General features: G+C 45.7%; 17 protein-coding genes and 6 riboswitches. Of the genes, 14 read left to right on the forward strand and 3 right to left on the reverse strand.

Annotation, left to right across the window (positions count from 1 at the left end; translation table 11 throughout):
* Positions 1-9: 9 nt before the first annotated feature.
* Complete coding sequence (gene accC, locus CI959_RS05625) at positions 10-1,521, reverse strand: acetyl-CoA carboxylase biotin carboxylase subunit (RefSeq protein ID WP_008777846.1); 1,512 nt, start codon at positions 1,519-1,521, stop codon at positions 10-12.
* An 85-nt stretch (positions 1,522-1,606) separates the two neighbouring features.
* A riboswitch (cobalamin riboswitch) is annotated at positions 1,607-1,808 on the reverse strand.
* 489 nt (positions 1,809-2,297) lie between these two features.
* Here accC and CI959_RS05630 point away from each other — a divergent pair.
* The 5 genes from CI959_RS05630 to CI959_RS05650 all read left to right on the forward strand — a co-directional run bounded on the left by CI959_RS05630 (position 2,298) and on the right by CI959_RS05650 (position 8,209).
* A complete protein-coding gene (locus tag CI959_RS05630; protein ID WP_008772864.1) occupies positions 2,298-2,891 on the forward strand; it encodes a sugar O-acetyltransferase in 594 nt (197 codons plus the stop codon).
* A complete protein-coding gene (locus CI959_RS05635) occupies positions 2,884-3,501 on the forward strand; it encodes an HAD family phosphatase (RefSeq protein ID WP_005859634.1) in 618 nt (205 codons plus the stop codon). The genes CI959_RS05630 and CI959_RS05635 overlap by 8 nt, the downstream gene beginning before the upstream one ends.
* A gap of 255 nt (positions 3,502-3,756) precedes the next feature.
* A complete protein-coding gene (locus CI959_RS05640) occupies positions 3,757-4,554 on the forward strand; it encodes a DnaJ domain-containing protein (RefSeq protein ID WP_005859638.1) in 798 nt (265 codons plus the stop codon).
* A gap of 163 nt (positions 4,555-4,717) precedes the next feature.
* A riboswitch (cobalamin riboswitch) is annotated at positions 4,718-4,915 on the forward strand.
* A gap of 110 nt (positions 4,916-5,025) precedes the next feature.
* On the forward strand, positions 5,026-7,089 hold the full coding sequence (locus CI959_RS05645) for a TonB-dependent siderophore receptor (RefSeq protein ID WP_005859642.1): 2,064 nt from the start codon (positions 5,026-5,028) through the stop codon (positions 7,087-7,089).
* Positions 7,090-7,111: 22 nt separating this feature from the next.
* Positions 7,112-8,209 (forward strand): sirohydrochlorin cobaltochelatase, encoded by a 1,098-nt coding sequence (locus CI959_RS05650; protein WP_005859644.1) that lies wholly within the window; start codon positions 7,112-7,114, stop codon positions 8,207-8,209.
* 66 nt (positions 8,210-8,275) lie between these two features.
* Here the strand turns inward: CI959_RS05650 and CI959_RS05655 are convergent, their stop codons facing one another.
* Both CI959_RS05655 and CI959_RS05660 read right to left on the reverse strand, forming a co-directional pair.
* On the reverse strand, positions 8,276-9,205 hold the full coding sequence (locus tag CI959_RS05655; protein ID WP_005859646.1) for a sirohydrochlorin cobaltochelatase: 930 nt from the start codon (positions 9,203-9,205) through the stop codon (positions 8,276-8,278).
* A 33-nt stretch (positions 9,206-9,238) separates the two neighbouring features.
* Positions 9,239-11,422 (reverse strand): TonB-dependent receptor, encoded by a 2,184-nt coding sequence (locus tag CI959_RS05660; protein WP_005859648.1) that lies wholly within the window; start codon positions 11,420-11,422, stop codon positions 9,239-9,241.
* A gap of 48 nt (positions 11,423-11,470) precedes the next feature.
* A riboswitch (cobalamin riboswitch) is annotated at positions 11,471-11,672 on the reverse strand.
* A gap of 263 nt (positions 11,673-11,935) precedes the next feature.
* Here CI959_RS05660 and CI959_RS05665 point away from each other — a divergent pair.
* The 9 genes from CI959_RS05665 (at position 11,936) to CI959_RS05705 (ending at position 26,699) form a co-directional block, all read left to right on the forward strand.
* A complete protein-coding gene (locus CI959_RS05665) occupies positions 11,936-14,143 on the forward strand; it encodes an anaerobic ribonucleoside triphosphate reductase (protein WP_005859650.1) in 2,208 nt (735 codons plus the stop codon).
* 12 nt (positions 14,144-14,155) lie between these two features.
* Complete coding sequence (gene nrdG, locus CI959_RS05670; RefSeq protein ID WP_005859652.1) at positions 14,156-14,656, forward strand: anaerobic ribonucleoside-triphosphate reductase activating protein; 501 nt, start codon at positions 14,156-14,158, stop codon at positions 14,654-14,656.
* Positions 14,657-14,696: 40 nt separating this feature from the next.
* Positions 14,697-14,906: riboswitch (cobalamin riboswitch) on the forward strand.
* A 52-nt stretch (positions 14,907-14,958) separates the two neighbouring features.
* Complete coding sequence (locus tag CI959_RS05675; protein ID WP_005859654.1) at positions 14,959-16,974, forward strand: TonB-dependent receptor; 2,016 nt, start codon at positions 14,959-14,961, stop codon at positions 16,972-16,974.
* Positions 16,971-18,125 (forward strand): YncE family protein, encoded by a 1,155-nt coding sequence (locus CI959_RS05680; protein ID WP_005859656.1) that lies wholly within the window; start codon positions 16,971-16,973, stop codon positions 18,123-18,125. Before CI959_RS05675 ends, CI959_RS05680 begins: the two co-directional genes overlap by 4 nt.
* Before the next feature lie 9 nt (positions 18,126-18,134).
* A complete protein-coding gene (locus tag CI959_RS05685; RefSeq protein WP_005859658.1) occupies positions 18,135-19,415 on the forward strand; it encodes a hypothetical protein in 1,281 nt (426 codons plus the stop codon).
* On the forward strand, positions 19,412-21,268 hold the full coding sequence (locus CI959_RS05690; protein ID WP_005859660.1) for a DUF5074 domain-containing protein: 1,857 nt from the start codon (positions 19,412-19,414) through the stop codon (positions 21,266-21,268). The genes CI959_RS05685 and CI959_RS05690 overlap by 4 nt, the downstream gene beginning before the upstream one ends.
* A gap of 10 nt (positions 21,269-21,278) precedes the next feature.
* Positions 21,279-21,478, forward strand: a riboswitch (cobalamin riboswitch).
* 45 nt (positions 21,479-21,523) lie between these two features.
* Positions 21,524-22,861 (forward strand): threonine/serine exporter ThrE family protein, encoded by a 1,338-nt coding sequence (locus CI959_RS05695; RefSeq protein WP_005859662.1) that lies wholly within the window; start codon positions 21,524-21,526, stop codon positions 22,859-22,861.
* Positions 22,862-22,976: 115 nt separating this feature from the next.
* A riboswitch (cobalamin riboswitch) is annotated at positions 22,977-23,173 on the forward strand.
* A gap of 77 nt (positions 23,174-23,250) precedes the next feature.
* Positions 23,251-25,590 carry a TonB-dependent siderophore receptor gene (locus tag CI959_RS05700; RefSeq protein ID WP_005859665.1) on the forward strand — a complete coding sequence of 780 codons (2,340 nt, stop codon included), beginning with the start codon at positions 23,251-23,253 and terminating at the stop codon, positions 25,588-25,590.
* Between the two features lie 14 nt (positions 25,591-25,604).
* A complete protein-coding gene (locus CI959_RS05705; RefSeq protein WP_005859667.1) occupies positions 25,605-26,699 on the forward strand; it encodes a PepSY domain-containing protein in 1,095 nt (364 codons plus the stop codon).
* The last annotated feature ends 45 nt before the right edge of the window (positions 26,700-26,744 follow it).

The following is a 26,744-nucleotide window of genomic DNA, read 5'->3' on the forward strand; positions in this document are numbered from 1 at the left end:
CAATACCCGTTAAATCCGTAAGACACCTTTTTGTAAACCAAACTCCCGCCAACGGCTGATAGGACGTGTATCCACCAATTGGGTAGAAGTATTTTCCTCTAAATTCATCAAATAATCCATATAAGCGGCGATCATGGCGATATTCTCGATTTCCTCGTTATTACCGTTAGACCGTTGTAGCATCCGGGCATTCTTAGCGATAAATAATGTATTATATTCCCCTTTCACGAAATCAGGATTATGCATGATACGTTTCAAATAACTGAGGTTCGTCTTTAAGCCCGTGATTTTATATTCATATAGAACCCGGCGCATACGCTCGATCGCATACGCACGTGTCGTTGCCCATACGATTAATTTACCGATCATAGGGTCATAATAGACCGGAATCTCATACCCTTCATATACATAGCTATCGATACGTACCCCGATACCATTCGGTTCCGTTAATTGCCGGATAATACCCGGGGAAGGCATGAAATTATTTTCCGTATCCTCCGCACAGATCCGGCACTCGATGGCATGTCCTCGTTGGAAAAGATCTTCTTGACGAAGATGCAAAACCTCATTATTGGCGATACGGATTTGTTCCTTTACCAAATCCACCCCTACCACTTCTTCCGTGATAGGATGCTCTACTTGTAGCCGGGTATTCATTTCCAAAAAATAAAAATGGCGGTCCTTATCTACAAGGAACTCTATCGTTCCCGCTCCGGAATAATGAACCGCTTTAGCCGCAGCCACAGCCTTTTCCCCCATTTCTTTACGTAAGTCCGCTGTTAGGAATGGAGACGGGCTTTCCTCTACTATTTTCTGGTTACGACGTTGAACCGAACATTCCCGGTCAAATAGATGAATGACATTACCATGGTTATCTCCCAATATCTGGAATTCTATATGATGCGGCTCCTCTACGAATTTCTCTATATATACCGTATCATCACCAAATGAGGACAACGATTCTGAACGAGCCGTATGATAAGCCTCGACAACCTCGCCCTTCTCATGTATCAGGCGCATCCCTTTTCCTCCACCTCCCATAGAAGCTTTCAGCATAACAGGGAAACCAATTTCTTCGCAAACCCGAAGCGCTTCTTCCGCACTTTGCAACGGTTGCTCCGTACCGGGAACCACAGGAACCTCTGCGGCGATCATGCGTTTGCGTGCGGCGATCTTATCTCCCATCGCTTCCATCGTCTCCGCTGACGGGCCGATAAATATCAATCCTTCTTGCTTACAACGGCGTGCGAAGTCCGCGTTCTCCGACAAGAAACCATAACCGGGATGTATCGCATCGGCATGGTGCCGTTTCGCCGCGGCGATCAGATTGTCTATATTCAAATAACTTTCCTTGGAAGCCGCCGGGCCTATCAAGGCTGCCTCATCCGCATACATTACATGCCGAGCGGTACGATCGGTCTCCGAATATACGGCAACAGTGCGAATCCCCATCTCCTTACATGAGCGCATTACACGGATAGCGATCTCACCTCGGTTCGCAACAAGCACTTTACGGATCATGTCGCCACGAGGACATAAATTCTCCATAAATCATTAACTATTGATTCTTATTCTTTTCGTACTGCTTTCCTAATCCCTCGAGCAAAAACAGCCTTTAATGAATGGCAGGTCTTCTGACTGACTCCCATCTTGAGGCCTTCCCGGTCGCTAGAACCAGTGGCGATAGTGTTGTTTCAAGATGTTCTTCGGAGCTTCACAGCAGCGGGACTGTCCGGGATTCACACCCGATTCCCTTTTAATCCACATACCCGAATGGTATATGCGGAACCGATTCGGGGGCAAAGATAGTATTTTTTATTTAACCATCCACTTCAGCCAGGCCGGAATATACGGAATACACGGATCCCAAGTAAAATTCCGTACAATAAGCTCACAAGAGAAGCTTATGCATAAAGCATTAAAAATCAACATTAAAAAAACAGGATAATCTTTCTGCGAAAACACATACATGTTTTTGAAAAAAGTCGTACGTGTTTTCTGGAAAGGTCGTACGTGTTTTCCTGAATCCTTCCACCGAAAACAATAGCGCATGCTAAAATTTACAAGAAGCTCCACTTAAATGAGATGTTAAATGAAAAAGCCTTACTTTTTGTAGAGTCAACAGGCAAGTACAGTTTTTATACATTTCGTTTGTTCGTGTTCTCAGCTATTTTGTGTAACTTTGCGTATGCTTGAAGGCATATCAATTTGAAGCTGCCTATTCTTGCTTGCGTTACCTTGTCGTAATAATTGGCTCAAATAAAGAATAAGACTCTACAATGAGATGAATTGAACACATGAAAACTGAATATCAAAAATGTATGGATGAGGAGCCTTTCGACGGCTCATCGCCCGAAATAACGGAAATGACTGTCCGTAACAAAAGGCTACTACACCAACTCAGAGAAACGGATTATGCCGACAATGAGGCAAAGCAGCGCATCTATCGGCAGATGTTCGGAAGTATCGGCAAGGATGTTTACATCGACATAGACTTCCGATGCGAGTATGGGAAAAACATCTATTTCGGGAACAAGGTGATCGTGAACATGAACTGCACGTTCCTCGATAATAACAATATCATTATCGGTAACAACGTGATGATAGCCCCCGATGTAAAAATATATACCGCTACTCATTCCGTTCACCTCGCGGAAAGGATGCCGGAAAGGACATGTCCCGGAGCGTCCATCTGCGACACAATTGCCCGACCCGTCCTTATAGAAGATGGTGTATGGATAGGAGGCGGCTCTACAATCCTTCCGGGTGTGACCATCGGTAAAAACTCTGTCATCGGAGCAGGCAGTGTTGTCGTGAAACATATTCCTGCCAATTCCATAGCTGTCGGCAATCCTTGCCGTGTAATTAAAAATATCGAAGATAATGATTAAAAACCTCATTTTTGATTTTGGCAAGGTCCTTGTAAATCACGATTTGCAACCCTTGCTTGAACGACATTTCGGGGATGATGAAGTGTCGCTAATCGGTTTTCACAAGATTCTATCAGATCCGGAATTTATAAACATGTGCGACCGTGGAATAATCCCGTTTGAGAAAATGATTGACGGAGCGATAAAAAGGTATCCTGAATATAGCGATGCCTTCACGTTTTTCAAGGATAATTATCTTGAAGAGATAACAGGAGAGATTGAAGGTATGCATGTACTTCTAAAAAAATTAAAGCAATCCGGATTCAAACTATATGGGTTGACGAACTGGAGCGACACAATCTACCGGGTCATGGAGAAATTCGACATATTCCAGTTGCTTCACGGTGTGGTAATATCGTGTGAGGAACATTTCATCAAGCCTGAAAAGGAAATTTATCTTCGCCTTTGTGACAAATATAGCCTTAAACCGTCGGAATGTTTGTTTACGGATGACAGAATGGTGAATGTGTTGGGTGCAAAGGCGATTGGAATGGAAGCTGTATTGTTTACAACAACCAAAAAGTATATTTTTGAAATAGAGCGAATTTTCGGGATCAAAATTGAACAATAATAGCTACAGCCAGTGATGGTGATCGCGCTCAATGAAAAGATTGTACGCTACCAAAAGCGAATAGGCTTACAGGGCTACGAGGGATTGCCCTTCGGAACGTATCTCATCCGGATAAATGAGAAAACATTCAAGATCCAACTCTCCAAATAACCGTAAGGCGGGTATGCTTCACGCACCCGCCTTTTACATTTGCATATCTCCCGTTTTTTTACGAATATTGCATATCGGTAATCAACAAATAAGATAAACAGGAATATGGGTATCGGGAAATGGATAGGTGGCGTCTTGGGATTTATGGCGTTCGGACCGCTAGGCGCTCTAGCCGGCATTATATTAGGCTCTTTCTTCGAGGAAGGGGCAAATATGACGGGGCAGTCTTTCGGTGGCGGCACCAATTACGATGATCAATATACACGAAGAGACCCATACGCCGGGGAACGTAACAGTTTCCTTTTCTCCATGTTGGTTATGGCATCCTATATCATCCGTGCCGACGGGAAGATCATGCATAGCGAGATGGAATACGTCCGTCAATTCCTTCGGAGAAACTTCGGCGAGATCGCCGTAAGCCAAGGTGAGGAGATATTGCTAAAGCTTTTCGACCAAGCTAAACGCATGGATCAGGAGAACAACATGGGATTCAAGAATACCATCCGGGAATGCGGAACCCAGATCGCATACAACCTAAGTTATGAGGAGCGGCTGCAATTGCTCGCGTTCCTCGCCGAGATCGCTAAGAGTGACGGGAATGTGTGCGCAGCCGAGATCAATGCCTTGAAAGAGGTAGCGATGGCGATGGGAATGTCTGATAGAGAAGTTGAATCCATGTTGAACCTAAAAGGAAGTTCCTTGGACGATGCCTACAAGGTGCTAGAGATAGAACCGACCGCCACGGACGAGGAAGTCCGTGCCGCCTATCGCCGGATGGCCGTCAAGCATCATCCGGACAAAGTAGCCAGTTTGGGAGAAGACATCCGCAAGGCCGCCAACGAGAAGTTTCAGAAAATAAATGAGGCCAAGGAAAGGATCTATCAATCGAGAGGCTTGAAGTAAGATTCAACAAACAGTATTACTTACGAATTGTCAGCCTATTACATTTACCGATATCTTCTTTATGATGTAAATATTCTTTCTCCTTAATAGAAGTGGACAGACATATCATACCTTACAAAAAAACTTTTTCATATATATTTTCTAAATATTAGAAAACATTCATATCTTTGCCTCCGATTTTAGTAATCAAACTATCACATAGTTTGGTGAGAGGGAATCCGGTGTGAATCCGGAGCTGTTCCTGCAGCTGTAATCCTCATGAAGTTGGTTAGAAGTTCAAAAACCACTGTTCCTAAGTTGGAATGGGAAGGTTTCTAACCAGAGGAGAGCCAGAATACCTGCTAAAGTCTTACAATAACATCAAGCTTTCAGGATAAGAGCACGTGTCATACAAAAAACAATTCAGTTTATTTTTTGAGACATTATCAATAGAAGCTTGTTGTTTTATTTCGTGAACCAATAAAACACTATATGAGGCTTTTAGCATCTGCTATTTTAGCTTTGTGCGTACAATCCGTATGCGCCCAAAGCATATTGAAAGATCCGAAGGAACTTTCCGTGCTATTGAACGAGGTCGTGGTCACCGGTACGGGTACCGAACACTATCTGAAAGACGCCCCTGTGCAAACAGAGGTAATCACCGGCAAAGCCCTTGACAGTTACCAAGGACGCAGTATGCAAGATATTCTGGAAGGGCTGAACGCTTCCATCACCTTTAATCCGAGCGACATGGGTAGTGGCATCCAGATGAACGGATTAGGCAACGATTACATATTGATCCTTATCAATGGCAAACGGATCAACGGAGATACCGGCGGACAAAACGACTTGAGTATTATCAACCCCGCCAATATCGAACGTATCGAGATCGTAAAAGGTGCCGCCTCTTCCCTGTATGGCTCGGACGCTATCGCCGGTGTTATCAATATTATCACGAAAAAGAACCGGGATAAAGTGAGCCTATCGAATACGACTCGTGTCGGATCATATGGAGATATATTGGAAAGCGTACAAATCGGCTTTGGGCATAAGAGAGTGAATTCCACCACCTCACTTAGTACGACCCATACGGACGGCTGGCGAAATACGACCCAAGAATGGGACCATCACGAGGTAATGGATGGAACCGTGACACGAACCGTAAACCGATCCACGAACTTTACGCTAAGGGAGAACTTAACCTACAAAGTGAACGACCGGCTGAGCCTCTCGGCCGATGGCTCTTTTTACCAGAAATGGAATTATCGTCCGCACGGCGCATTCAAGTATTATACCTATGATCAATTCTACCGGAACTTCGATGTGGCCGGAGGAGCTAAATACACATTGGGAGGACTGAATTTTCTTTCGGTAGACCTAACTTATGGTAACTATAGTTATTTCTATAATTACCATCATAAAGATGTCACGAACTTCTTCGATCCGGAGACGGGTTTACGTATTACCCGTTATCCGGGGGAACATATTCTGGAAACCTCTCAACAACGTTTCCTAGGACAAGCCAAAAGCGTATTCCACCTCGGGGAAAACAATATCCTAAGCGCCGGACTCGAATATCAATACGATCATTTGAAATCTCCCCGGCGTATCGAGAACGGGAAAGCCTCCGTATTTACGGCTTCCGCTTATGTACAAGACGAATGGAACCCGACAGATCGGTTGAATGTGACGGTAGGTGGGCGCTTCGTCGTGCACCAAGAGTTCGGGGCTACGTTTACCCCTAAAGTCTCCGCCATGTACAAACTAGGCGACTTCAATATCCGAGCCACATACTCAAATGGATTTAAGGCTCCTACCTTAAAGGAGTTGCACGATGATTATATCACGCAGATCGGCGGCGGCCCGTGGAAACATTATTATGGTAATAAGGATTTAAAACCGCAAAAGTCCAATTATTATTCGGCGAGCGTAGAATATCATGCGTCGAACCTGCAGATCACGGTAACAGGATTCTACAACCGTATCAAGAACATGATCGCCCTGACCGAGATCCCGACAAGCGCCGAAGACCGATTGGATGAGATCGAGGCCAGCATGCAACACAAGAACTTATCCAAAGCCCGCTCTTTCGGGGGAGATATATCGCTCACCTATCAAATCCTATCTTCCTTGGCTATTGGTGGAGGCTATAGCTATACGGATGCCAAAGCGCAATATACGGATGATCCAGCCGACCCGAATTATATGCTCTACACCCCGATCAACGGAACCTCATTCCATAATGCCAATTGGAAACTAGCATGGAACCATGCGTGGAAAAAGTATAAATTGGATGTCACCTTGTTCGGCCGATACCAATCCACCCGCTTTTATATCACGGACGGTGATGGAAAAAGTTATCAGCTATGGCGATTGAATACCCGTCATAACGTATTGAAAAAGAAAAAATGGAACCTAGATATCAATGTCGGTATCGATAATATCTTCGATTATGTGGATCGTACCCCGTTCGGACGCCATCGTGGAACTACGTCTCCCGGACGGACTTGGTACGCCTCCTTTATCGTGAAATTTCAGAATAAACATAAACTATAAACAATCTTAAAAGTTAAATGCGATGAACAAATTTAAGTACCTTTTGCTTGCGGCGAGTCTATTTGCCTCAAGCGCAGTTTTTACCTCCTGTGATGATGGAGACGACGACAATACCGCAAACCCGGCGGAAGAAGTCGTAAAGGCAAGTAAGAAACATGACACGGCGATCTTGTTGTGTACATTCGGTAGCACATTCAAAGAGTCTATCAAGACTTACGACGCAACATTGGCCGATTTCCAGAACGCATTTCCCGACGCGGACATCTATTTGTCATTTACCTCCCGTACTTGCGTGAATCGTGTAGAGGCAGAGACCGGTATCGCACGTTATCAACCGGACCTTTGGTTACAAGCTCTAGGAAATGCCGGTTACAAGAAGGTAGCGGTACAGTCCTTACACATCATCCCGGGTGAGGAATACCTAAGCTTGATGAATACGGACGTGAAGAAGAAATTCATGATCGAGTCTTTCCCGAGTGTTCAAGTCGTAAAAAGCCCTTGTTTGGTATACGACGAGGATGATGTGGAAGCCGTAGCGAAAGTCCTATACAGCCACTACAGTGATAAATTGGCTGATAACAAGAACATCCTTTTATTAATGGGACATGGTAACCCGGATAAAAACTATAACGCAAATACGAAATACACGGAAACAGAAGAGGCTATGCAAGCCTTGGCCGCTAACAAGAATGTATTCGTAGGTACCGTTGATTACGGAGATATGTTGTTCTGGCCGGAAGAAGGCGAACCAAATGAGGAATGTGTCTATTCCAAACTTACCAAATACTGCGAGGATCACAACTTAAAACCGGAAGAGATCACGATCTCCTTAGCTCCGTTCATGTCTATTGCCGGAGACCATGCGCATAATGACCTTTGGGGTATCGAGGAGGGTGATGATTTCAGCGCTGCCGCTCCTAACGCCGACGCTTGCTGGAGACTAAAACTTTTGAAGATGGGCTTCAAGATTGACACGAAAGAAAGCCATAACGGAAGTTTAGAGAACTGTAAGATCATAGGCTTAGGCGATTACGACGCTGTTCGTCAGATCTGGGTGAACCATCTAAAAGCATTATATAATGATGCGGAGGCTTGGGAAACCGGAGAAGACTACCAGTAAATAATTGAGAATTGAGAATTGAAAATTGGTTCAGTAAGTACTCACTAATTTTCAATTCTCAATTGTTCAGTGTGTATATAATTTCTTTCGATCAAAAATCGTCGCCCGTTTATATTTCATGGCGAAACGGATGTGATCGATAAATAAAGACCGGATCGCCGGATTCTCACCTAGAGGCTTTAAATAAATATCCACATCGAAACCCTGTTGACGTAGCCCTTTCTGCCAGAAATCCGTAACCGTATTTTCCGTACCTCGAATCAGTACGAACATAAAAGGAATCAACTGCACACGCTTATGACCGGCTTGGCGCATTTGCTCACCTACATCCTCGATCGCAGGGAAACCCTCACGGGTTCCGGTATAATAATCTTTCATTCCTTTGGTCTGGAACATATACCCCAATTTCGCGTAAGCCGAGTTACTGGCATGATAAGTTCCGTGCGCCACCAATAACTTAGCCCCATTTTTAGTCACTCCAGAAGGTGAGGAAACCGCTTTCATCACCGCCTCATAATCGGTATCATCATATAACAAGGGATTACCTACACGCAAATCCTTAAACAAACCTTTTCGCTGTTCCGCCTCTTTGCGGATCGCTTCCATCTCCACACCCTCTATAATGATAGTCGGTTGGATAATTACATGGGTAAACCCTTGATCACGCAACTCCACCAAGGCGTCCGCCGGCAACTGAACCCAAACACCTTGCGCCCTCAACCGACTCACTACGCTACGGGCGCTATAAGCCTGCCGAACTTCCACGTCTGGGAAAGCCTCCTTGACACGCTTGTTCATCACATCAAGTACTTGGGTACGAGCTTCCGGGTAAGCACTCCCGAAATGTACCATCAAGATCGCTAACTTATCTCCCTTTTCCATGCTCTCCCGGATATCGGAAGCGTAAAACTCCCGCCCGGGTTTCGCCCATAATGAACAGGCGAACCCAAGCAGGAGTGAACAAACAAACATGGATCGTAAAAATCCCCTATACATTATTATATTAGTTGATAGTTGACATGTGACAGTTTACTGCTTGAAACGGACCAGAAGGCTGACGTAATAGGTACGGCCCGGGGTCAATGTAGCGTAATTGTAATTAAAGGGGCGATCGTCTACATAATCAAAAAGGTTCTCGATACCTACTCCCGGTTCCAACAAGAAATCGCCGGCTCTAAACGTATGGCTCGTATTGAGATTCCACAAGGAATATTTCGGCGCATATCCATAAGAAGTAGAATAACGTTCCCCTTGGATACGTCCGTTAAAATTCACGTTCAGCTTATACTTATTCCAAGTATGAGACCACATAGCCGCTACCGTACCACTATGCTTAACGGTCTTATCCAAAGGCTCATCCTCATATACGTTTTTTCCATCCATGAAACTATAGCCACCATTCAAGGTAAAGCCCGCTCCCAGATAACTATTGAAGGCCACGTTAATACCTTTGATCTTCGCTTTATCGATATTCGCACGCATCTGTATCTCATCATAATCCGTACCATGGGCGGTGTTATAAGCATCCCGTTCCGCCGTATCCAATATCTTATAGTTAATCAAGCTACGTACGTTATTCATAAAAGCAGACACGGACAAAGAGAAAAACCTCATCGTATATTCAGCGCTCAACGTGAAATTGTCGCTCTTCTCCGGGTCCAGATCCGGATTACCGATCGTAAGGCGAGTCGCTCCGGACGCTTTCTTCTCCGATTCCGTATACAACTCTTTCAATTCAGGTGTACGGAAACCAGCCGCATACGATCCGCGGAAATTAAAACCGCCTACCTTATACAGCAAAGCCACGTTAGGAGTCGCATAACTCTTAAAATTCTCATGGTAAATATAGCGCAAACCCGCGTATGCTTGGAAATGCTCATTGATATTGATCTCGTCTTGCGCATAAAATGCGGTCGTGTACATACTTTTACCCGTTATGTTATCCGTCTCACTGCTCAGTAACTCTTTAATGAACTCCGCACCAGCCGAAAGCTTATTATACTTGCCCAAACGAAAGATTCCCTTGACATTCAAGTTATGGTAATGAATCCGTTTCGTCATATCACTCTCTCCGCTTTTCTTTCCATCAAAGAAATCCTTATACGTACTATGATTGTCCGACAGATAATCAGCGTTCAAATAAGAGTTCTTATTAATCATGTATTGAGCGCCCGCCCCATAAGTGAACGTCTCTCTTCTCATATCATAGTTGGTCGTATTCACTTTATCCATCGGCATCGGACGATCGCTGGAACGTCCGAAGAAAGTACCACGCACATAAAAAGACAAACGATCCGTAGCGTCGTACGTGAAACGTTGGTTGATCACGTTCCGGTGAAATCCCTCGGAAGCTTGCTTATTGGTAGGAACCAACTCGCCTTTACTCTCCGTATAGGGATTTAATTGCCAACCATCGGCCCGTTGATATTGATAAGAAGTATATGAACCGAACTTCCCTACATTCACGTCCGCGTTGACCGACTGCAAGAATTGGTTCTTGCTACCATAACGGCTATTGCTCGTCACGTTCACCTTATTGCGGGAATCATCCGTGATGATATTGATAACGCCGGCGATCGCGTCGCTACCATACAAAGCGGAAGCGGCCCCGTTCAAGATCTCTACCCGCTTTACGTTAGACATATCGATACGGGAATAGGTATCATCGCCGGCCAAACGCTTACCGTTTTCCAAGATAACCACGTATTTCTCCGTCAATCCGTTCATATTCATCGTAGCCCCCTGTCCGTTTTCCATAAATACGATACTCGGATTCAGCTTGGTCATCGCATCTTGGAAATTGGTTACGCTCGCCTCTTTCAAGTCTTTTCCCGTAAGCACTTTCACGGGAATAGGGGAATTACTCATGCGGCGATGCGAACCGGTACCGGTTACCACCACTTGATCGATATTCACATACTTTTCTTTCAACTTAATAACGACATCTTTTTCCGAGTGATCCGTTTGATACACGCCCTGTTCATAGCCAAGGTAAGTCACACGAATACGATGGTTGCCATCCGGAAGGTTCAGCTCAAATTTTCCGCCCGCATCCGTAGTTGTACCATTTAATGATTCCGACACACGGATATTCGCACCCGGGATCGGCTCATTACTTTCATCCACGACTTTACCCTGTAAACGCACCTGCGCAAGTGATACGTTTATCACACAGCTTACAGCTAAAGCCGCGCACAAACACTTTCTTCTCATAAACGATTTGTTATTATGTATATTTCCGCTTTCCTGACCCCGAGAAAAACAGCAATAAAAACGCTTGGCAGGTTTCCTGACTTACCTCGTAGAAAACGACCTTCCCGTCTTTTACAGACAGTGGTATGAGAAATGTTTTCTACTTTACAAAAGCTTACAGTAGCGGGCACTGCTCCGGATTCACACCGGATTCCCTCTTTATGACGAAACCGGATGGTTTTACGTCATCACCAAAACGGGGGCAAAAGTATGAATTATTTTATATAAACAAAAATATATCCCGGCTTATGTTCTTTAAAAGCTTTACAAAGAGAAGCTTATAACACATCACATCACCAAAAAAGGAAAACAAAAGCAATCATACAAGACACAAAGTTTTCCAAAACTTTTTACAATACACTACAAATTAACACCTTAACATAATTTAATCAGCAAAAAGTTTTCCAAAAAGAAAATCATATGGAGTAATAAGATACCTTTGCACGCATAATCAATCACAAATTAATCGACATCATGATACAGACAGTTGTTAAACGGGACGGGCGTATCGTTGGCTTCAACGAGGAGAAGATAGTAACCGCTATCCGTAAAGCCATGTTGCATACAGACAAGGGAGAAGATATGCAACTGATTCGCCAGATCACAGATCATATCTCATTCAAGGGAGAACCTCAAATGACCGTAGAGGCGATTCAAGATGCCGTGGAACTGGAATTGATGGCCAGTAGCCGGAAGGACGTAGCGCAGAAATATATCGCTTACCGAAATCAGCGAAGCGTAGCCCGCAAGGCGAAAACACGGGATATGTTCTTGGAGATTATCAATATCAAATCCAACGATATCACCCGTGAGAATGCGAATATGAACGCCGATACACCCGCCGGCATGATGATGAAATTCTCCAGCGAGACCACCAAACCGTTTGTCGATGACTATTTATTGAGCGAGGAGGTCAAGGAAGCCGTATCAAACAACTATCTCCATATTCATGATAAAGATTATTATCCGACTAAAAGCTTGACCTGCGTACAACACCCGTTGGATCGCATCCTAAAATACGGGTTCTCCGCCGGTCATGGCGAATCACGTCCGGCTAAACGAATCGAAACCGCTAGTATCCTTGGCTGTATCTCTCTAGAGACCGCCCAAAACGAGATGCATGGCGGACAGGCGATACCGGCGTTCGATTTCTACCTAGCACCTTACGTACGTAATAGCTTTATCGAGGAAGTAAAGACCTTAGAGGATTTATACGGGCAGGATTTCTCCCACTTATATAATAAGCCTATCGACGATTACCTGACACAGACCTTGGATGGATTAAGCGGTGATAGACGGGTTATACAACATGCCATCAACCGCACGGTAAGCCGTGTACACCAATCGATGGAGGCTTTTATCCATAATATGAACACAATCCATTCCCGTGGAGGCAACCAAGTGGTATTCAGCTCCATCAATTATGGAACCGACACCTCGGCGGAAGGTCGTTGCATCATCCGGGAGTTATTAAAAAGTACTTACAGAGGCGTAGGTAACGGCGAAACCGCTATCTTCCCGATCCAGATATGGAAAAAGAAACGAGGCGTAAGTTATCTGCCGGAAGACCGCAACTACGATCTTTACCAATTGGCCTGCAAGGTCACCGCCCGTCGTTTCTTCCCGAACTTCTTGAATCTCGACGCAACCTTCAACCAAAGCGAGGATTGGAAAGCGGACGATCCTCAGCGCTATATCCACGAGGTAGCGACCATGGGATGCCGTACCCGTGTATTCGAGAATCGTTTCGGACCGAAGACTTCTATCGGACGAGGTAATCTCTCTTTCTCGACGATCAATATCGTGCGATTGGCTATCGAGTGCATGCAGGTGGAGAACAAGGAAGAGCGTATCGCCCTATTTTTCGCTAAACTGGATCATATGCTGGAACTTACGGCTCGTCAGTTGCATGAGCGTATGGAGTTCCAGAAAACCGCTTACGCGAAGCAATTCCCGTTGTTGATGTCTTCCTTGTGGTTAGGCTCGGAAAAATTGAAGCCTAACGATTCGATTGCCTCCGTTATCAACCAAGGCACCTTGGGTATCGGCTTTATCGGACTGGCCGAATGTCTGGTGGCCCTTACCGGTAAGCATCATGGCGAAGATGAGGATTCGCAAGCCTTAGGCATAAGGATCGTTACGTATATCCGGGATCGTGCCAACCAATTCTCTGAGCAATACCAACACAATTATAGCGTACTGGCAACTCCGGCAGAAGGCTTGTCCGGCAAGTTCACGGGAAAAGATCGTAAGCAGTTCGGATCGCTCCCCGGTATCACGGATCGGGATTATTATACGAACTCTAATCACGTCCCGGTATATTACAAGTGCAGCGCCCGTCATAAAGCCGAAGTGGAAGCTCCTTATCATGATTTGACTCGTGGCGGCCATATCTTTTACGTAGAGATGGATGGCGACGCTACCCATAACCCCGAAGCGATCATGCGTGTCGTGGATATGATGGATAAATACAATATCGGATACGGTTCCGTAAACCATAACCGTAACCGTTGTCTGGATTGTGGCTACGAGAACTCCACCCCGAATCTGGAAGCCTGCCCGAAATGCGGCAGCAAACACTTGGACAAACTTCAACGCATCACCGGTTACTTGGTAGGAACCACCGACCGTTGGAACAACGCCAAGCTATCCGAGCTGAACGACCGTGTCACCCACAACTAATTTTCAATTACCATGTTGTCCATCATAGATATCATCGAAGATACCACCGTAGACGGTCCGGGATTCCGGACCGCCATCTATGCGGCGGGTTGCCCGAACAAATGCCCGGGTTGCCACAACCCCGAATCATGGGACATCCATAAAGGGAAGAAAGTAAGAACGGAAGAGATCGTGGAGAAAGTGCTGGCTGACGAATTCGCCAACGTCACCTTCAGTGGAGGAGATCCCATGTTCCAACCGGAAGGCTTCACCGAGGTAGCCAAGGCGATCAAGGCAAAAAGCCAAAAGACGATCTGGTGCTACACGGGATATAAATTCGAGGACCTGATAAAGAACCCGGCACAAGCCGCCTTATTATCCTATATCGACGTATTGGTAGATGGCCGCTACAAACAAACCCTTCGGGATGAGAGCCTTTTATTCCGGGGAAGCAGCAACCAACGGTTAATTGACGTACAAGCTTCTTTAAATAAAAAGGAAATCGTAACATACAAGTACAACCCTTTCATTTAAGGAAATTCTCCAATTATAGCCCGGATATTAACAAGATTTCATACCTTTGTCCCGAATTGGTTCCGTTTCACCCAACCGGGGTTACGGATTAAAAGGGAATCAGGTGTAATTCCTGAACAGTCCCGTTGCTGTGAAGCTCTATTTCAAACATTCCGGAAACACTTTCGCCACTGGTATATAAGGATATATATCGGGAAGGCTTTCGGGATGGGAGTCAGTCAGAAGACCTGCCAGTTAGGGAGAAGTCGTTCGCGAGGACAGAGCGGCTTGGTACGAATCATTTTCTAAACAGGTTTTAAATAATGGTGTTATCCTTTGCTAGAAAGGGATACCTCGCTTGCGTATTATCGATGCTGGCGATAGGTATGTCCCATGGACAAAGCAAACTCGACTCTATCCAACACTTGGACGAAGTTACGGTCACGGCCCGGAGTTTCAGCTTTAAAGAGGTAATTCCTTCCCAAAAACTATCGGGGAAAGAATTACAAAATTTGAACAGTCACACGGTAGCGGATGCTTTACGCTACTTCTCGGGTGTCCAATTGAAAGACTATGGGGGCGTAGGAGGTATCAAGACAGTAAATATCCGAAGTATGGGAACGAACCACATGGGTGTTTTCTACGACGGCATCGAATTAAGCAACGCGCAAAACGGACAAGTAGACCTTGGAATGTATTCCTTAGACAATATCGAGGAGATTTCTTTATACAATGGCCAGAAGAGCGATATTTTCCAATCCGCAAAAGATTTCGGTGCGGCCGGTACGCTTTATCTGCGTTCTCGTCGTCCTCGTTTCGAAGATGGAAAAACAACGAATATCCGTGCCACGATGAAAGTCGGTTCTTTCGACGTTATCAACCCCTCGGCGCTGTTCGAATATAAGATATCAGAAAACATAGCCGCCTCTTTCAGCGCCGAATGGTTAAGCGGAAGCGGTAAATACAAATTTCGTTACCGCCGTATCAACCCTGCCGGAGAGATCGCTTACGATACGACCGCCGTCCGGGAAAACGGGGATATCAACGCCACCCGCCTAGAGGCCGGATTGTATGGCAAGATGAGCGACGGTACTTGGAATCTTAAGTTCTACAACTACAATTCCGAACGAGGTATCCCGGGGGCTATCGTAAACAACGTATGGCGACGCGGCGAACGAGTATGGGATACGAACTCTTTCATGCAAGGCTCCTATATCAAAGAAATCAATAGTAAATTCAAGACACAGGTCAATGCGAAATACGCTTTCTACCGTACGCATTATGTGAACAACGACGACAAGCTGATTCATGTAGATAACCTGTATAAGCAACGGGAGATTTACCTATCTTCCGCTAATGTCTACTCCATCCTCTCGAACTGGGATGTCTCTGCTTCTTACGACTTGCAATGGAACAAGATGAACGCCGATATGTATGGATTCGTTTACCCGGAACGCTTCACCAACCTCCTTTCGGTCGCTACGGCGCTCCGGTTAGGAAAAGTAAAATTACAGGCCAGCGGACTGGCGACTTTTATCAACGACCGTGTAGAAGAAGGCCCCGCACCGAAAGCCCGGCAAATCCTTACACCCGCCGTATTCGCCTCCTACAAGCCGTTCGAGAAACAAGACTTTAATGTACGCGCTTTCTATAAACGGATCTTCCGTATGCCTACCTTCAACGATTTGTATTACGCCGATATGGGAAACTCCAAATTAAACCCGGAATACGTAACCCAATATGATGCCGGCTTCGCTTACACGAAAACATGGGAGAACTATCTTTTCTATCGCTTCAAGATACAGGCGGATGGTTATTACAACAAGGTGAAAGACAAGATCATCGCTTACCCCAAAGGCCAGCAGTTCCGTTGGACGATGCTGAATTTGGGTAAGGTAGAAATCAAAGGTATAGATGTCAGTACGGAAACGACCGTCAATCCGGTAAAAGATTTGTTCGTCACGCTACGCGTACAATACACCTATCAAAAGGCCCAAGACTTCACGGATCCCTCGGATACCTATTACGGAGATCAAATCCCTTATATCCCTTGGCATAGCGGCTCCGCCATCGCACAAGCCTCTTTCAAGGGATGGAACCTCAACTATAGTTTCATATATGTGGGAGAGCGGTATAACCAGCAGGAAAATATCAAATACAATTATACGCAACCGTGGTACACCAGCGACATCTCCTTGTCGAAAGATTTGAAATTCAAATTCGGACTTATCAAGGCTGCCGTAGAGGTAAACAACCTGTTAAGCCAAGACTACGACGTGATCCTGAATTATCCGATGCCGAAACGAAATTACAAAGTGTCTTTAACGATCGAGATATGAAAAGACATACATTATATATAATAGGTATCCTGATCGGTTGCGCTTTTTCATCCTGCCGTAAGATCGAGATCGTAGTTCCATCGGAATACGAGCTGGTCTCCGATGGTATCCACCCCGAGGCGAATCCTCAAGGGATGTATTTAGTGAACGAGGGGAATATGGGAAGCAATAAATGTACGCTGGATTATCTGGATTACGTGAACGGTTATTATATCCGTAACCTCTACTCGGAACGGAACCCAAACGTGGTCAAGGAGTTGGGCGATGTAGGCAATGATATCCAGATTTACGGAAGTAAGCTATATGTTGTAGTCAATTGTTCCCATAAAGTAGAAGTATTGGACGCCCGGACTTGTGAGCGGATCACGCAAATAGACATTCCTAACTGCCGGTACATCCGTTTTTACCGGGGAAACGCCTATGTAACCTCTTATGTCGGCCCCGTGCAAATCGACCCGAATGCTCCACAAGGAGCCGTATATCGGGTAGACACGACCAGCCTGAAAATAGACGCTAAAGTCATTGTCGGCTACCAGCCGGATGAATTAGAGATTTTGGGTGAATATATCTACGTAGCGAATTCCGGAGGCTACCGTGCTCCGGAGTACGACAATACGGTTTCCGTCATCGAACTAAACCGTTTCAAGCAAGTCCAAAAGATTCCGGTAGGGATCAATCTGCACCGTATCCGTGCGGATAAATACGGTAAATTATGGGTAACTTCTCGGGGAGATTACGATACGGTACATTCCAACCTGTATGTACTGGAAAAGCGAAAAGGATATAATGAGATGGTGGTTACCGATACCCTGAATATCCCTTGCTCCAACCTTTGCATCAGCGGAGATTCCCTCTTCTATTACAGTACGGAATGGAACGTGAATACGCAGAGCAACACCATCTCGTACGGGATCATAGATGTCCGTACGAAAGAGGTGATCAGCACGAACTTTATCACCGACGGTAGCGAGAAAGACATCCGTATCCCTTACGGGATCATGGTCCATCCCTATACAAAAGATATCTTCGTCACCGACGCCAAGAATTACGTATCCAGCGGAACCCTCTATTGCTACGATAAGAACGGGATACGGAAATGGGGCGTACGTACCGGGGATATCCCCGCCCATATGGTTTTCCTTTATAAATAGAACAGCGTTATGAGACAAGTTTTATATCTATTCATTTCAGGTTTCCTAGCATTTCTATCCTGTACCCAAGACAAGATACAGATGGTTAGCTTGGGTATCGATGATGTCTATTATCTGCCCCGCATGAAAACTTATCTACTCAGCCCGGCTTTTACCGGCGACGAGTATCGGTGGACACTTCACCGGAACGGGACGGACTCTCTCGTATCTACCGAACGTTCTTATATCTTCCTCGCAAAAGATACGGGCACCTATCAGATGACCTTCGAAATCATCGATAAGGAGACCCCCTATAAGCACGATTTTCGTTTCGAGGTGATGCAGGAGGAAATAGAATATAGCCCTTATTTATCCAAAGTGTACGACTTTTGTCCCGCACCGGGTCAGTTTGTCAATACGATGCCCGAATACGAGGAAGGCGATACGAAAGAAACCATACTGAAAAAGGTAGAGGAGAATATCTCCGGTACGAACGACGTGATGATCTCCCTCGGAGGATACGGAGGATATGTTATCTTCGGTTTCGATCATACGGTCATCAACGTCAAAGGGAAAAAGGACTTTATGATCCTCGGAAACTCTTTCTATTCCGACCTACCGGAGTATCAAGAGAAAAAGGGAGGCAGTTGCGAGCCCGGCATTGTCATGGTCTCTTTCGACACGAACCAGAACGGCTTACCGGACGACGAATGGTACGAGCTGGCCGGTAGCGAGTACTATAAACCGGAAACCGTCAAGAATTATCGTATTACCTATGATCGCCCGGATCCCGACAAGATTCCCGAGCCGGACATGAGCCAGCAATGGAGTGATGCCACCTATCTGTCGTGGAAGGATAACCAAGGCAATACCGGCTATTTGCCAAAAAACGTGTACCACACGCAGAGCTATTATCCGGAGTGGATCGAGGAGAGCACCTTGACTTTTACCGGAACCAGATTGAGGGATAACGCCACGGACGAAAGCGGTACAGGCAAATACTACGTGCTCTACTCCTATCCATGGGGATATGTAGATAACCACCCGAACGATTATCAAGATCTAAATAGCTTCGATATCGAATGGGCCGTAGATGCGGAAGGTAATAAAGTAGAATTACCCGGTATTGATTTTATCAAGGTGTACACGGCGGTAAACCAATATTGCGGTTGGATCGGGGAAACCTCGACAGAGATCATCCGTGCGCAGGATTTACACATCGCCCCCCCCTCCATCATCGTTCCAGATCCGGTAAGCGAGCAAATGAAATTACAATATGATCAAGCAATCCTAAAAATAAAAGGCTTATGAAAAAGACGATTACCTTATTTCTCTGTACGTTCGCCACGAGCGGCCTAATGGCCCAAGGCAACACCTCATGGATGGCCGCCGGCATAGATCCGGCCCAAATGAGGGATGTACCGTCACAATCTTCCATCCTGCGTTCTACGGATATGGATTACAGTCAGGGTACATTTATCGTAAACGAGGACTGGTACGGCCATCAGAACAGCACCGTCAATTTCCTCACCCATGATGGGGAATGGCACTATCGTGTCTTCCAGACCGAGAATCCGGGTCATGAGCTGGGATGTACCACGCAATTCGGTACCATCTATGGCGATAAATTCTACCTTGTCTCTAAGCAAGAGCGCGATCCCGGGGCAAAAATCACCGGAAGCCGATTTGCCGTATGCGATGCCAAGACCATGAAGGTGATCAAGGAGTTCAAATATATCGCCCAAAACGCCGAGGGTAAATCCATAGCCGATGGCCGCTCTTATCTTCCGGTAGACGAGCACAAAGGCTATATAGGAACCAGCAACGGTATCTGGATCTACGATAGCGATAAGATGACGATCGGCAAACAAATAGAAGGTTCCGGAAATCCGAACGCCGATGGATACGGTGAATTGTATTATGCCCAGATCGGAACCATGGTACGTGCCAACGACCTTGTCTTTGCCGTCCATCAACAATATGGTCTATTAATAATAGACCCGAAAACCGATAAAATTATCCGTACCATCGCCGCCCCGATCGAGAAAGAGACCGTAAAAGGGCAAGAGAAGGAGATTCAACGAGGCTTCGGCTCTATCGTTCAGTCCAAGGATGGTACACTTTGGATCAGCATGACCCAGAATACGGCCGGGGATGGTTCCGCCTTGGAATATATGCTAAACTTGAACCCCTATACCTTTAAGGTGGACACGGTAAAGATCCCGTTAAGCGAGACCATCGGTGTCGTTCCGAACTCTTGGTACGCATGGACCGCCGACGGTTTCTGCGCCAGTGCCAAAGAAAATAAGATTTACTGGAACGGACAACCGAAAGAAGGCAGTTGGTTCACGGGGTATCAAATCTGTGGGTATGATATTGACAAGAAGCAATTTTTCCAGCTAATCGACCTCCGAAAACAGGACTGGGATTGGCGCTTGTACGGAACCGGATTTCGCCTTAACCCAAAAACCGACGAGCTATACACCTTCTTGTATCATGAGTTCCAAGATCCTACGCACATGTTAGCTCGTATAAATAACAAAGGCGAAGTGGTACAAGAATATTCGATGATCGTCAACTATTGGTTCCCCGCTATCCCGGTTTTCCCGGATAACGCAGTACCTGTCGTTTCCTCCAGCTTCCCTTCTTCTATAAGTCTGACGGAAGACAAGCCTGTCTATAAACTTGCTCTAGGTAATATGGTTAGTGACGCAGACAATATGGATGCCGCCATCGTGAAATCAATCTCCTCCGTTACGCCCTCATCTCCTATCAGCGCAATTATTCGTAACGACTCATTAATTGTCAGTACTACTACCACGATCAATGAGGATCATAAGTCCACGATAACGATCCGCTTCAACTCCAATGGGAAGATCGTCACGAAAGACCTTCTTGTTAGCACGGGGAACCCTCCGACAAGCGTAGAAAAAGTCTCACGGCCAACACTTAATCTCTATCCCAATCCAGCGGTAAATACCATACAAATCAATATCGGCACAACCGCCACCGTAGAGATTTACACGACGAACGGTACTAGGGTCCAAAAAACGGCGATCAATCCGGGTGAATTTATTGACGTAAGCCATTTATCCCAAGGTCTCTATTTCATCCGTGTGATCACTGGAGAAAAGACAGAGACCGTAAGGATGATTAAGAAATAAAAAAATTCCTTACCTTTGTGCCCGAATTGGTTTCGTAATGCCTATTCGGGCATACGGATTAAAAGGGAATCCGGTGAGAATCCGGAACAGTCCCGCTGCTGTGAAACTCCTTTAACATTCTAATACTACTTTCGCCACTGGCTCAAGGTAGTCGGGAAGGCATTAGGATGGGAGCTAGTCAGAAGACCTGCCATTCATTTAAGATTCATATCCTCGTGGGCTAGGATATAGAGTACAACATAAGAATTAAAAGAAATGATGACAGACAAGGAAGTATTGTTGTTACGGCGCAAATTGGATCTTTTGCTCCGTACGGGAAAATTATTGATGGAAAGTGCCGCTGACACGAATCGTATCGAGCGAAACATGAAACGAGTTGCCGCCTTTATGGGTATCCCCGAGGAGAAGTTGCATATCGATATCCGATGGACCATGATCATGGTGAACGTAAGCGATGAGCGAAACTCCTTCTCTAAATTCCAGAAATGCGAGAAGCACGGTATTAACATGACGACAATCTCACAGGTAAGCAAGCTTTCTTGGCGGGCGATCGAACAAGATTATTCCTTGGATAAATATGAGGAAGAACTGGAGAAGATCGTTCACCAACCCCGGAATTATACCCCTTATATCGTAGCCATTGGAGCAGGATTTGCTTGCGGAGGATTCTGTAAATTATTCGGATGCGACTGGATGGCATTCCTATTCGCTTCCATTTGCGCTTTCGTCGGGTTTAGGGTACGAGCCCGCTGTGTCGAGGCCGGACTTAACGTATATATGAGTATCGCGGCGGCGGCTTTCGTATCCACCTGTTTGGCATACGCATCCTCTTTCTCAGGACTATCCGATACGCCTTATCATCCATTATTAGCCTGTGCCCTGTTTATCGTACCGGGTGTTCCCTTGATCAACTTCGTGGATGATATGCTGGACAATCATTTGCTGGTCGGTATTACCCGAGCCTCTAATACAGTCATGATGGTAGCCGCCATGACTTTCGGTATCGCATTCGCCATGCGGGTACTTGTCATGAACGATGTCGAGATCGATCATAAGTTCAGTGAATTGAGTATGGTTCCACATGATCCGTACTACATATACGCGATAGCGGCGGCAATTTCAGCCATGGGTTTCTCCATGATATTCAACATCCAACGTCGACTATTATGGGTAGTGGCCGTAGGAGGTATCATTGCGGTATGTACCCGTAACTTTGTGAACTTCGAATTAGGTTATGGTCCTGTGATCGGCTCGTTTATGGGAAGTTTCGTAGTCAGTGTATTGGCTGTGAAAGCGGTTCATTGGTGCCATGTTCCCAATCACGTATTGACGATTCCATCTGTCATTCCTATGATTCCGGGAGTACTCATGTATCGCTCATTACTGGCATTTATAAACCTGCATGGAGTAGTCGGTGAGGTCACAAACGCATTCTTCAACGGGATCAATTCCGCACTCATCATTCTTTGTATCTCACTCGGTGTAGCTGTCCCGAACATCTTCGCCCGTCGTTACATCGCCAAAGATCGCCAACGACATTTACAAGAGGAACTGGAAAAGCGCCGAGAAAGAGGGAAGTTCATTGAATGGTGAAAAAACTTTTCCATAAAGATTAGTCCGGGAAAAACTGTCGCATAAGGATATGCCAAATTGTTTAATACGTTCAATATATTTAACATATTTCATTAAAAAAAGTCCTATCAATACTATATTTTTGTGACGTTTTGGTGATAGATGTTGCATTCCGCAAGTCTATAAAAGGGAATTTCGGTTAGATTCCGGAACAGAGCCCGCTACTGTAAAACCCATAAGGAGGAAAGCTTCTTCATACCACTGTCTTTTTTAAAGATGGGAAGGTCGCTTTCTAGGTTAGTCAGGAAACCTGCCAGACAAAAATAAGGAATAGATTCTTCCGGGATTTTGGGGAATCATTGGATCGATTGCACTGGAGATGTAAACTGCGTAATTAATTTTTATACATTATGAGACATTTTTATTTGTTCCTGCTAATTGTTAGCGGGATTGTTTTGTCTGGCACCCGAATGATCGCTCAAAGTAGGCCATCGGTGGGAAGTATCAGAGTCGTATCCGGTACGATCGTAGATGAGAATAACAAGGCGATGGCGAACATTGTCATTTACATCAAGGGTACTGATATACGAGTTATTTCAGATACGGACGGGTATTTCTCCTTACCACTCAAGGACACGAAGGACCACGTACTGATCACCAACAGTTACAACACCGTCTCGGCAATCCGAGATATTCCCGCGGGAGAAGGGAATTACGAGATGGATATCCAGTTATCTTACAAGCTACTAGGACTACCCGAGGTAGATATCGTCGGGGCGAAACCACAGAGTTATAACTCCGACATCGCTAATTCGGCTACCCGTATGGATATCCCCGTAATGGAAATACCCGGAACTGTAGGCGTAGCGACCCGGAAATTATTGGAAGACCAACAGGCTACCACCATGACCGAGGCCATAAGGAACCTAGGCGGCGTGAAAGGCGGACCTTCCGGTGAGGCTTCCAACATCAACGAGGTCTTCTCTTCCCGTGGTTTCTCCATGACGAACTCCCGTAACTATTTCAGGAACGGGGTACGATACCTAAAGTTCTCGAACGACGCTCTATCCAGTATCGAGCGCATAGAGATCCTCAAAGGCCCAGCATCTGTCCTTTATGGAGCGGTAGAGCCCGGAGGTATCATCAACTTTATCACCAAGCCGACCTTATATACGCCCCGGTATGGCGCAACGATCAGATACGGCAGTTACGACTATAAGCAAGCCTCTATCGACATTTCCGGCCCACTGAACGCCAAAAAGACCATCCGTTATCGCTTGAACGGAATGTATGAGGATGCCGATAAATTCAGGAAACCGCAAAACAGCAAACGATACGACATCACCCCAGTCATCGACATTGACTTAGGACGCAAGACCACCCTTAATATCGATGCCGATATCTTCCGGGATAAAAGGACACAGGATCCGGGCGTTTTGCATATCAACAATGAGGTGATAGATAACGGATTCAAGACATTCCTCGGCGAACCGTGGGCCTATGGCAAATTTACCAATAATAGCGTTGGTTTCCAGTTGACCCACCGTTTCAACCAGAACTGGTCATTCAGAAGTTCCGCCCGCCAATATTTCACGCATGAGGATCGTCTGTATTTCCAGATGAAAACCCCTCAGAAGGACAGCACGATTACCCGCCGTTTGGCACATTGGGACGCAAAAATCAATTATACCAATGTATTGGAGGAATTGAACGGCAGCTTCAAGACGGGCTTCATCCAGCATAAAGTAATAGCGGGCTTGGAATACGGATGGCTTACCAACCGAAGGAAAGTAAAAGGGAATATGTACACCCCGATTAGTTATGTTCATCCGGAATATTCCGAAAAACCAGTTGATTTCGAGATGGAACAGAGTACAGACTTACGTATCACCCAACGTACCTACGCGATCTATCTACAAGACCAAGTAAGCTTTTCCGCTCAATGGAAGTTATTGCTTGGCGCCCGTGCAGACTGGGTGAACGATAAACAAGATAATTATATTAAGGATAAAAAAACGGATGAAAACAATTTTGCCATCTCGCCTCGTGTGGGTCTTGTTTATCTGCCCATGCCCGACTTGAGCCTATATGCTACCTACAGTCAGTCTTTTGTCCCTCAATCCGGGCAAACGAAGGATGGCGAGGCATTCGACCCGATTACCTCTAAACAATGGGAAGCGGGAGTCAAGAAATCATTCTTCAACGATCGCTTGAGCACCAGTCTGGCTTTCTATACCTTGTCGAAGACCAACTTGCCGACGATAGACCCGGAAGACGAGGAATATAAGATACTGATCGGCAAGCAGACCAGCAAAGGTATAGAGCTTTCGGTAAACGGAGAGATCACCCCCAGTTGGAGCGTAGCCTTCAATTACGCATATACGCATGCCGAGGTAACGAAAACGAACGACGAGACCTATCCCGTAGGTACGCAACTGGCCAATATCTCACCAAGCCAGTTCAACCTATGGACCTCCTACCTAATCCGTAAAGGCCCGGTTAAAGGCTTATCTTTCGGCGGTGGTTGGTACTTCCAAGGTAAATCCTACGGAAACATGGCACATACGATCGATCTGGACGCCTATCATCTGGTTGACTGTTTCGTGGCTTACAAGCGCAGTTTCTACAAGATCTCGGCGAACTTGAAAAACGTATTCAACCAAGAATATTATACCGGATCCCAAGGGAACTATCTTTTATTCCCCGGCTCGGCCAGGATGCTGATGGTTATGCTAGCGGTCAACTTCTAAAAAAGGCACAAGACATGTCGCATAATTCGATCATTAGAAAGATCATAGTAAAGTTACATTTATACACCGGACTCATATTAGGGCTAATAATAACCCTAATATGCCTCTCCGGCACAGCGATCGTGTACAAGCCGGAACTTGAAAAACTATCTGTCAAGGATATCGCTTTTGTCAAGCCAGCCTCCCGAACCGTGTCGCCGCAAACTTTGCTAGAGAACGTAAGGCACGAATATCCACAAGCTAAGATCAATAATATGGTCTTATACGGAGGCGAGGATTGCGCCTACAGTTTCCGTACTACATTCCCGGATGAGAAAGGCCGTATCCAGATCTATGTCAATCCCTATACAGGGGAAGTTACGGGAGTGGACAGATACCGGCATAAGGTTTTTCAATGGTTATACGACTTTCACGTGAACCTGCTATTGAAAAAGCAAGGAGCTACCATCGTCGCCTTATCGGGATTCCTGTTGATTTTCCTAACTCTATCCGGCTTTCTATTATTACCCAAGCGTCGTATCTTCTCCGTGAACCGAAAGATGGGCTTGAGAGCCAAGCTTTTCAAGTCACATTCCATCATAGGTATATGTACATCCCTCTTTTTGCTGGTCATCGCTTTTACCGGCTCCTACTTCGGGTTCAAGAAAGAATATCAATCTTTCTTTGAATCCATATCCGCAGGAAAAGCAGTCGCACCGGCACCAAAAACTGATAAATACACAGGTGATTGGGTATCATTGGATTCCGTTTTAACGACCGCCCAAGAAGAGTTCAAAGAGGGAACCCCGACAATGATATTCTTCCCGAAAGACAACACGTCTGTTTTCTCCGTACGGATGTATCGGGAAGGGGACTTCGAAAGAACTGGAAGCAACCATATCTACATCCATCCTATTACCGGCAAGGTCGTCGCCATAAACCTCTGGAAAGACAAACCGGCCGCCGAGAAGCTTGTCCGCTCCATGTACTTTGTCCACTTCGGCACTTTCCTCGGGCACTTCTCCAGAATCCTATGGATCCTCATAAGCCTAGCCGTACCGTTCCTCTATTTCACGGGAGTTTACCTTTGGGTTATTCGCAATCGGCAGAAACATTTCCCTTTCCGGTAAACATAAGTCCAGTAAATCGCATCGCATAAGGAAATTTCGTATATT

It is taken from the genome of Parabacteroides sp. AT13 (assembly GCF_002272965.1).
In the GTDB taxonomy this organism is placed as follows: Bacteria; Bacteroidota; Bacteroidia; order Bacteroidales; family Tannerellaceae; genus Parabacteroides; species Parabacteroides distasonis.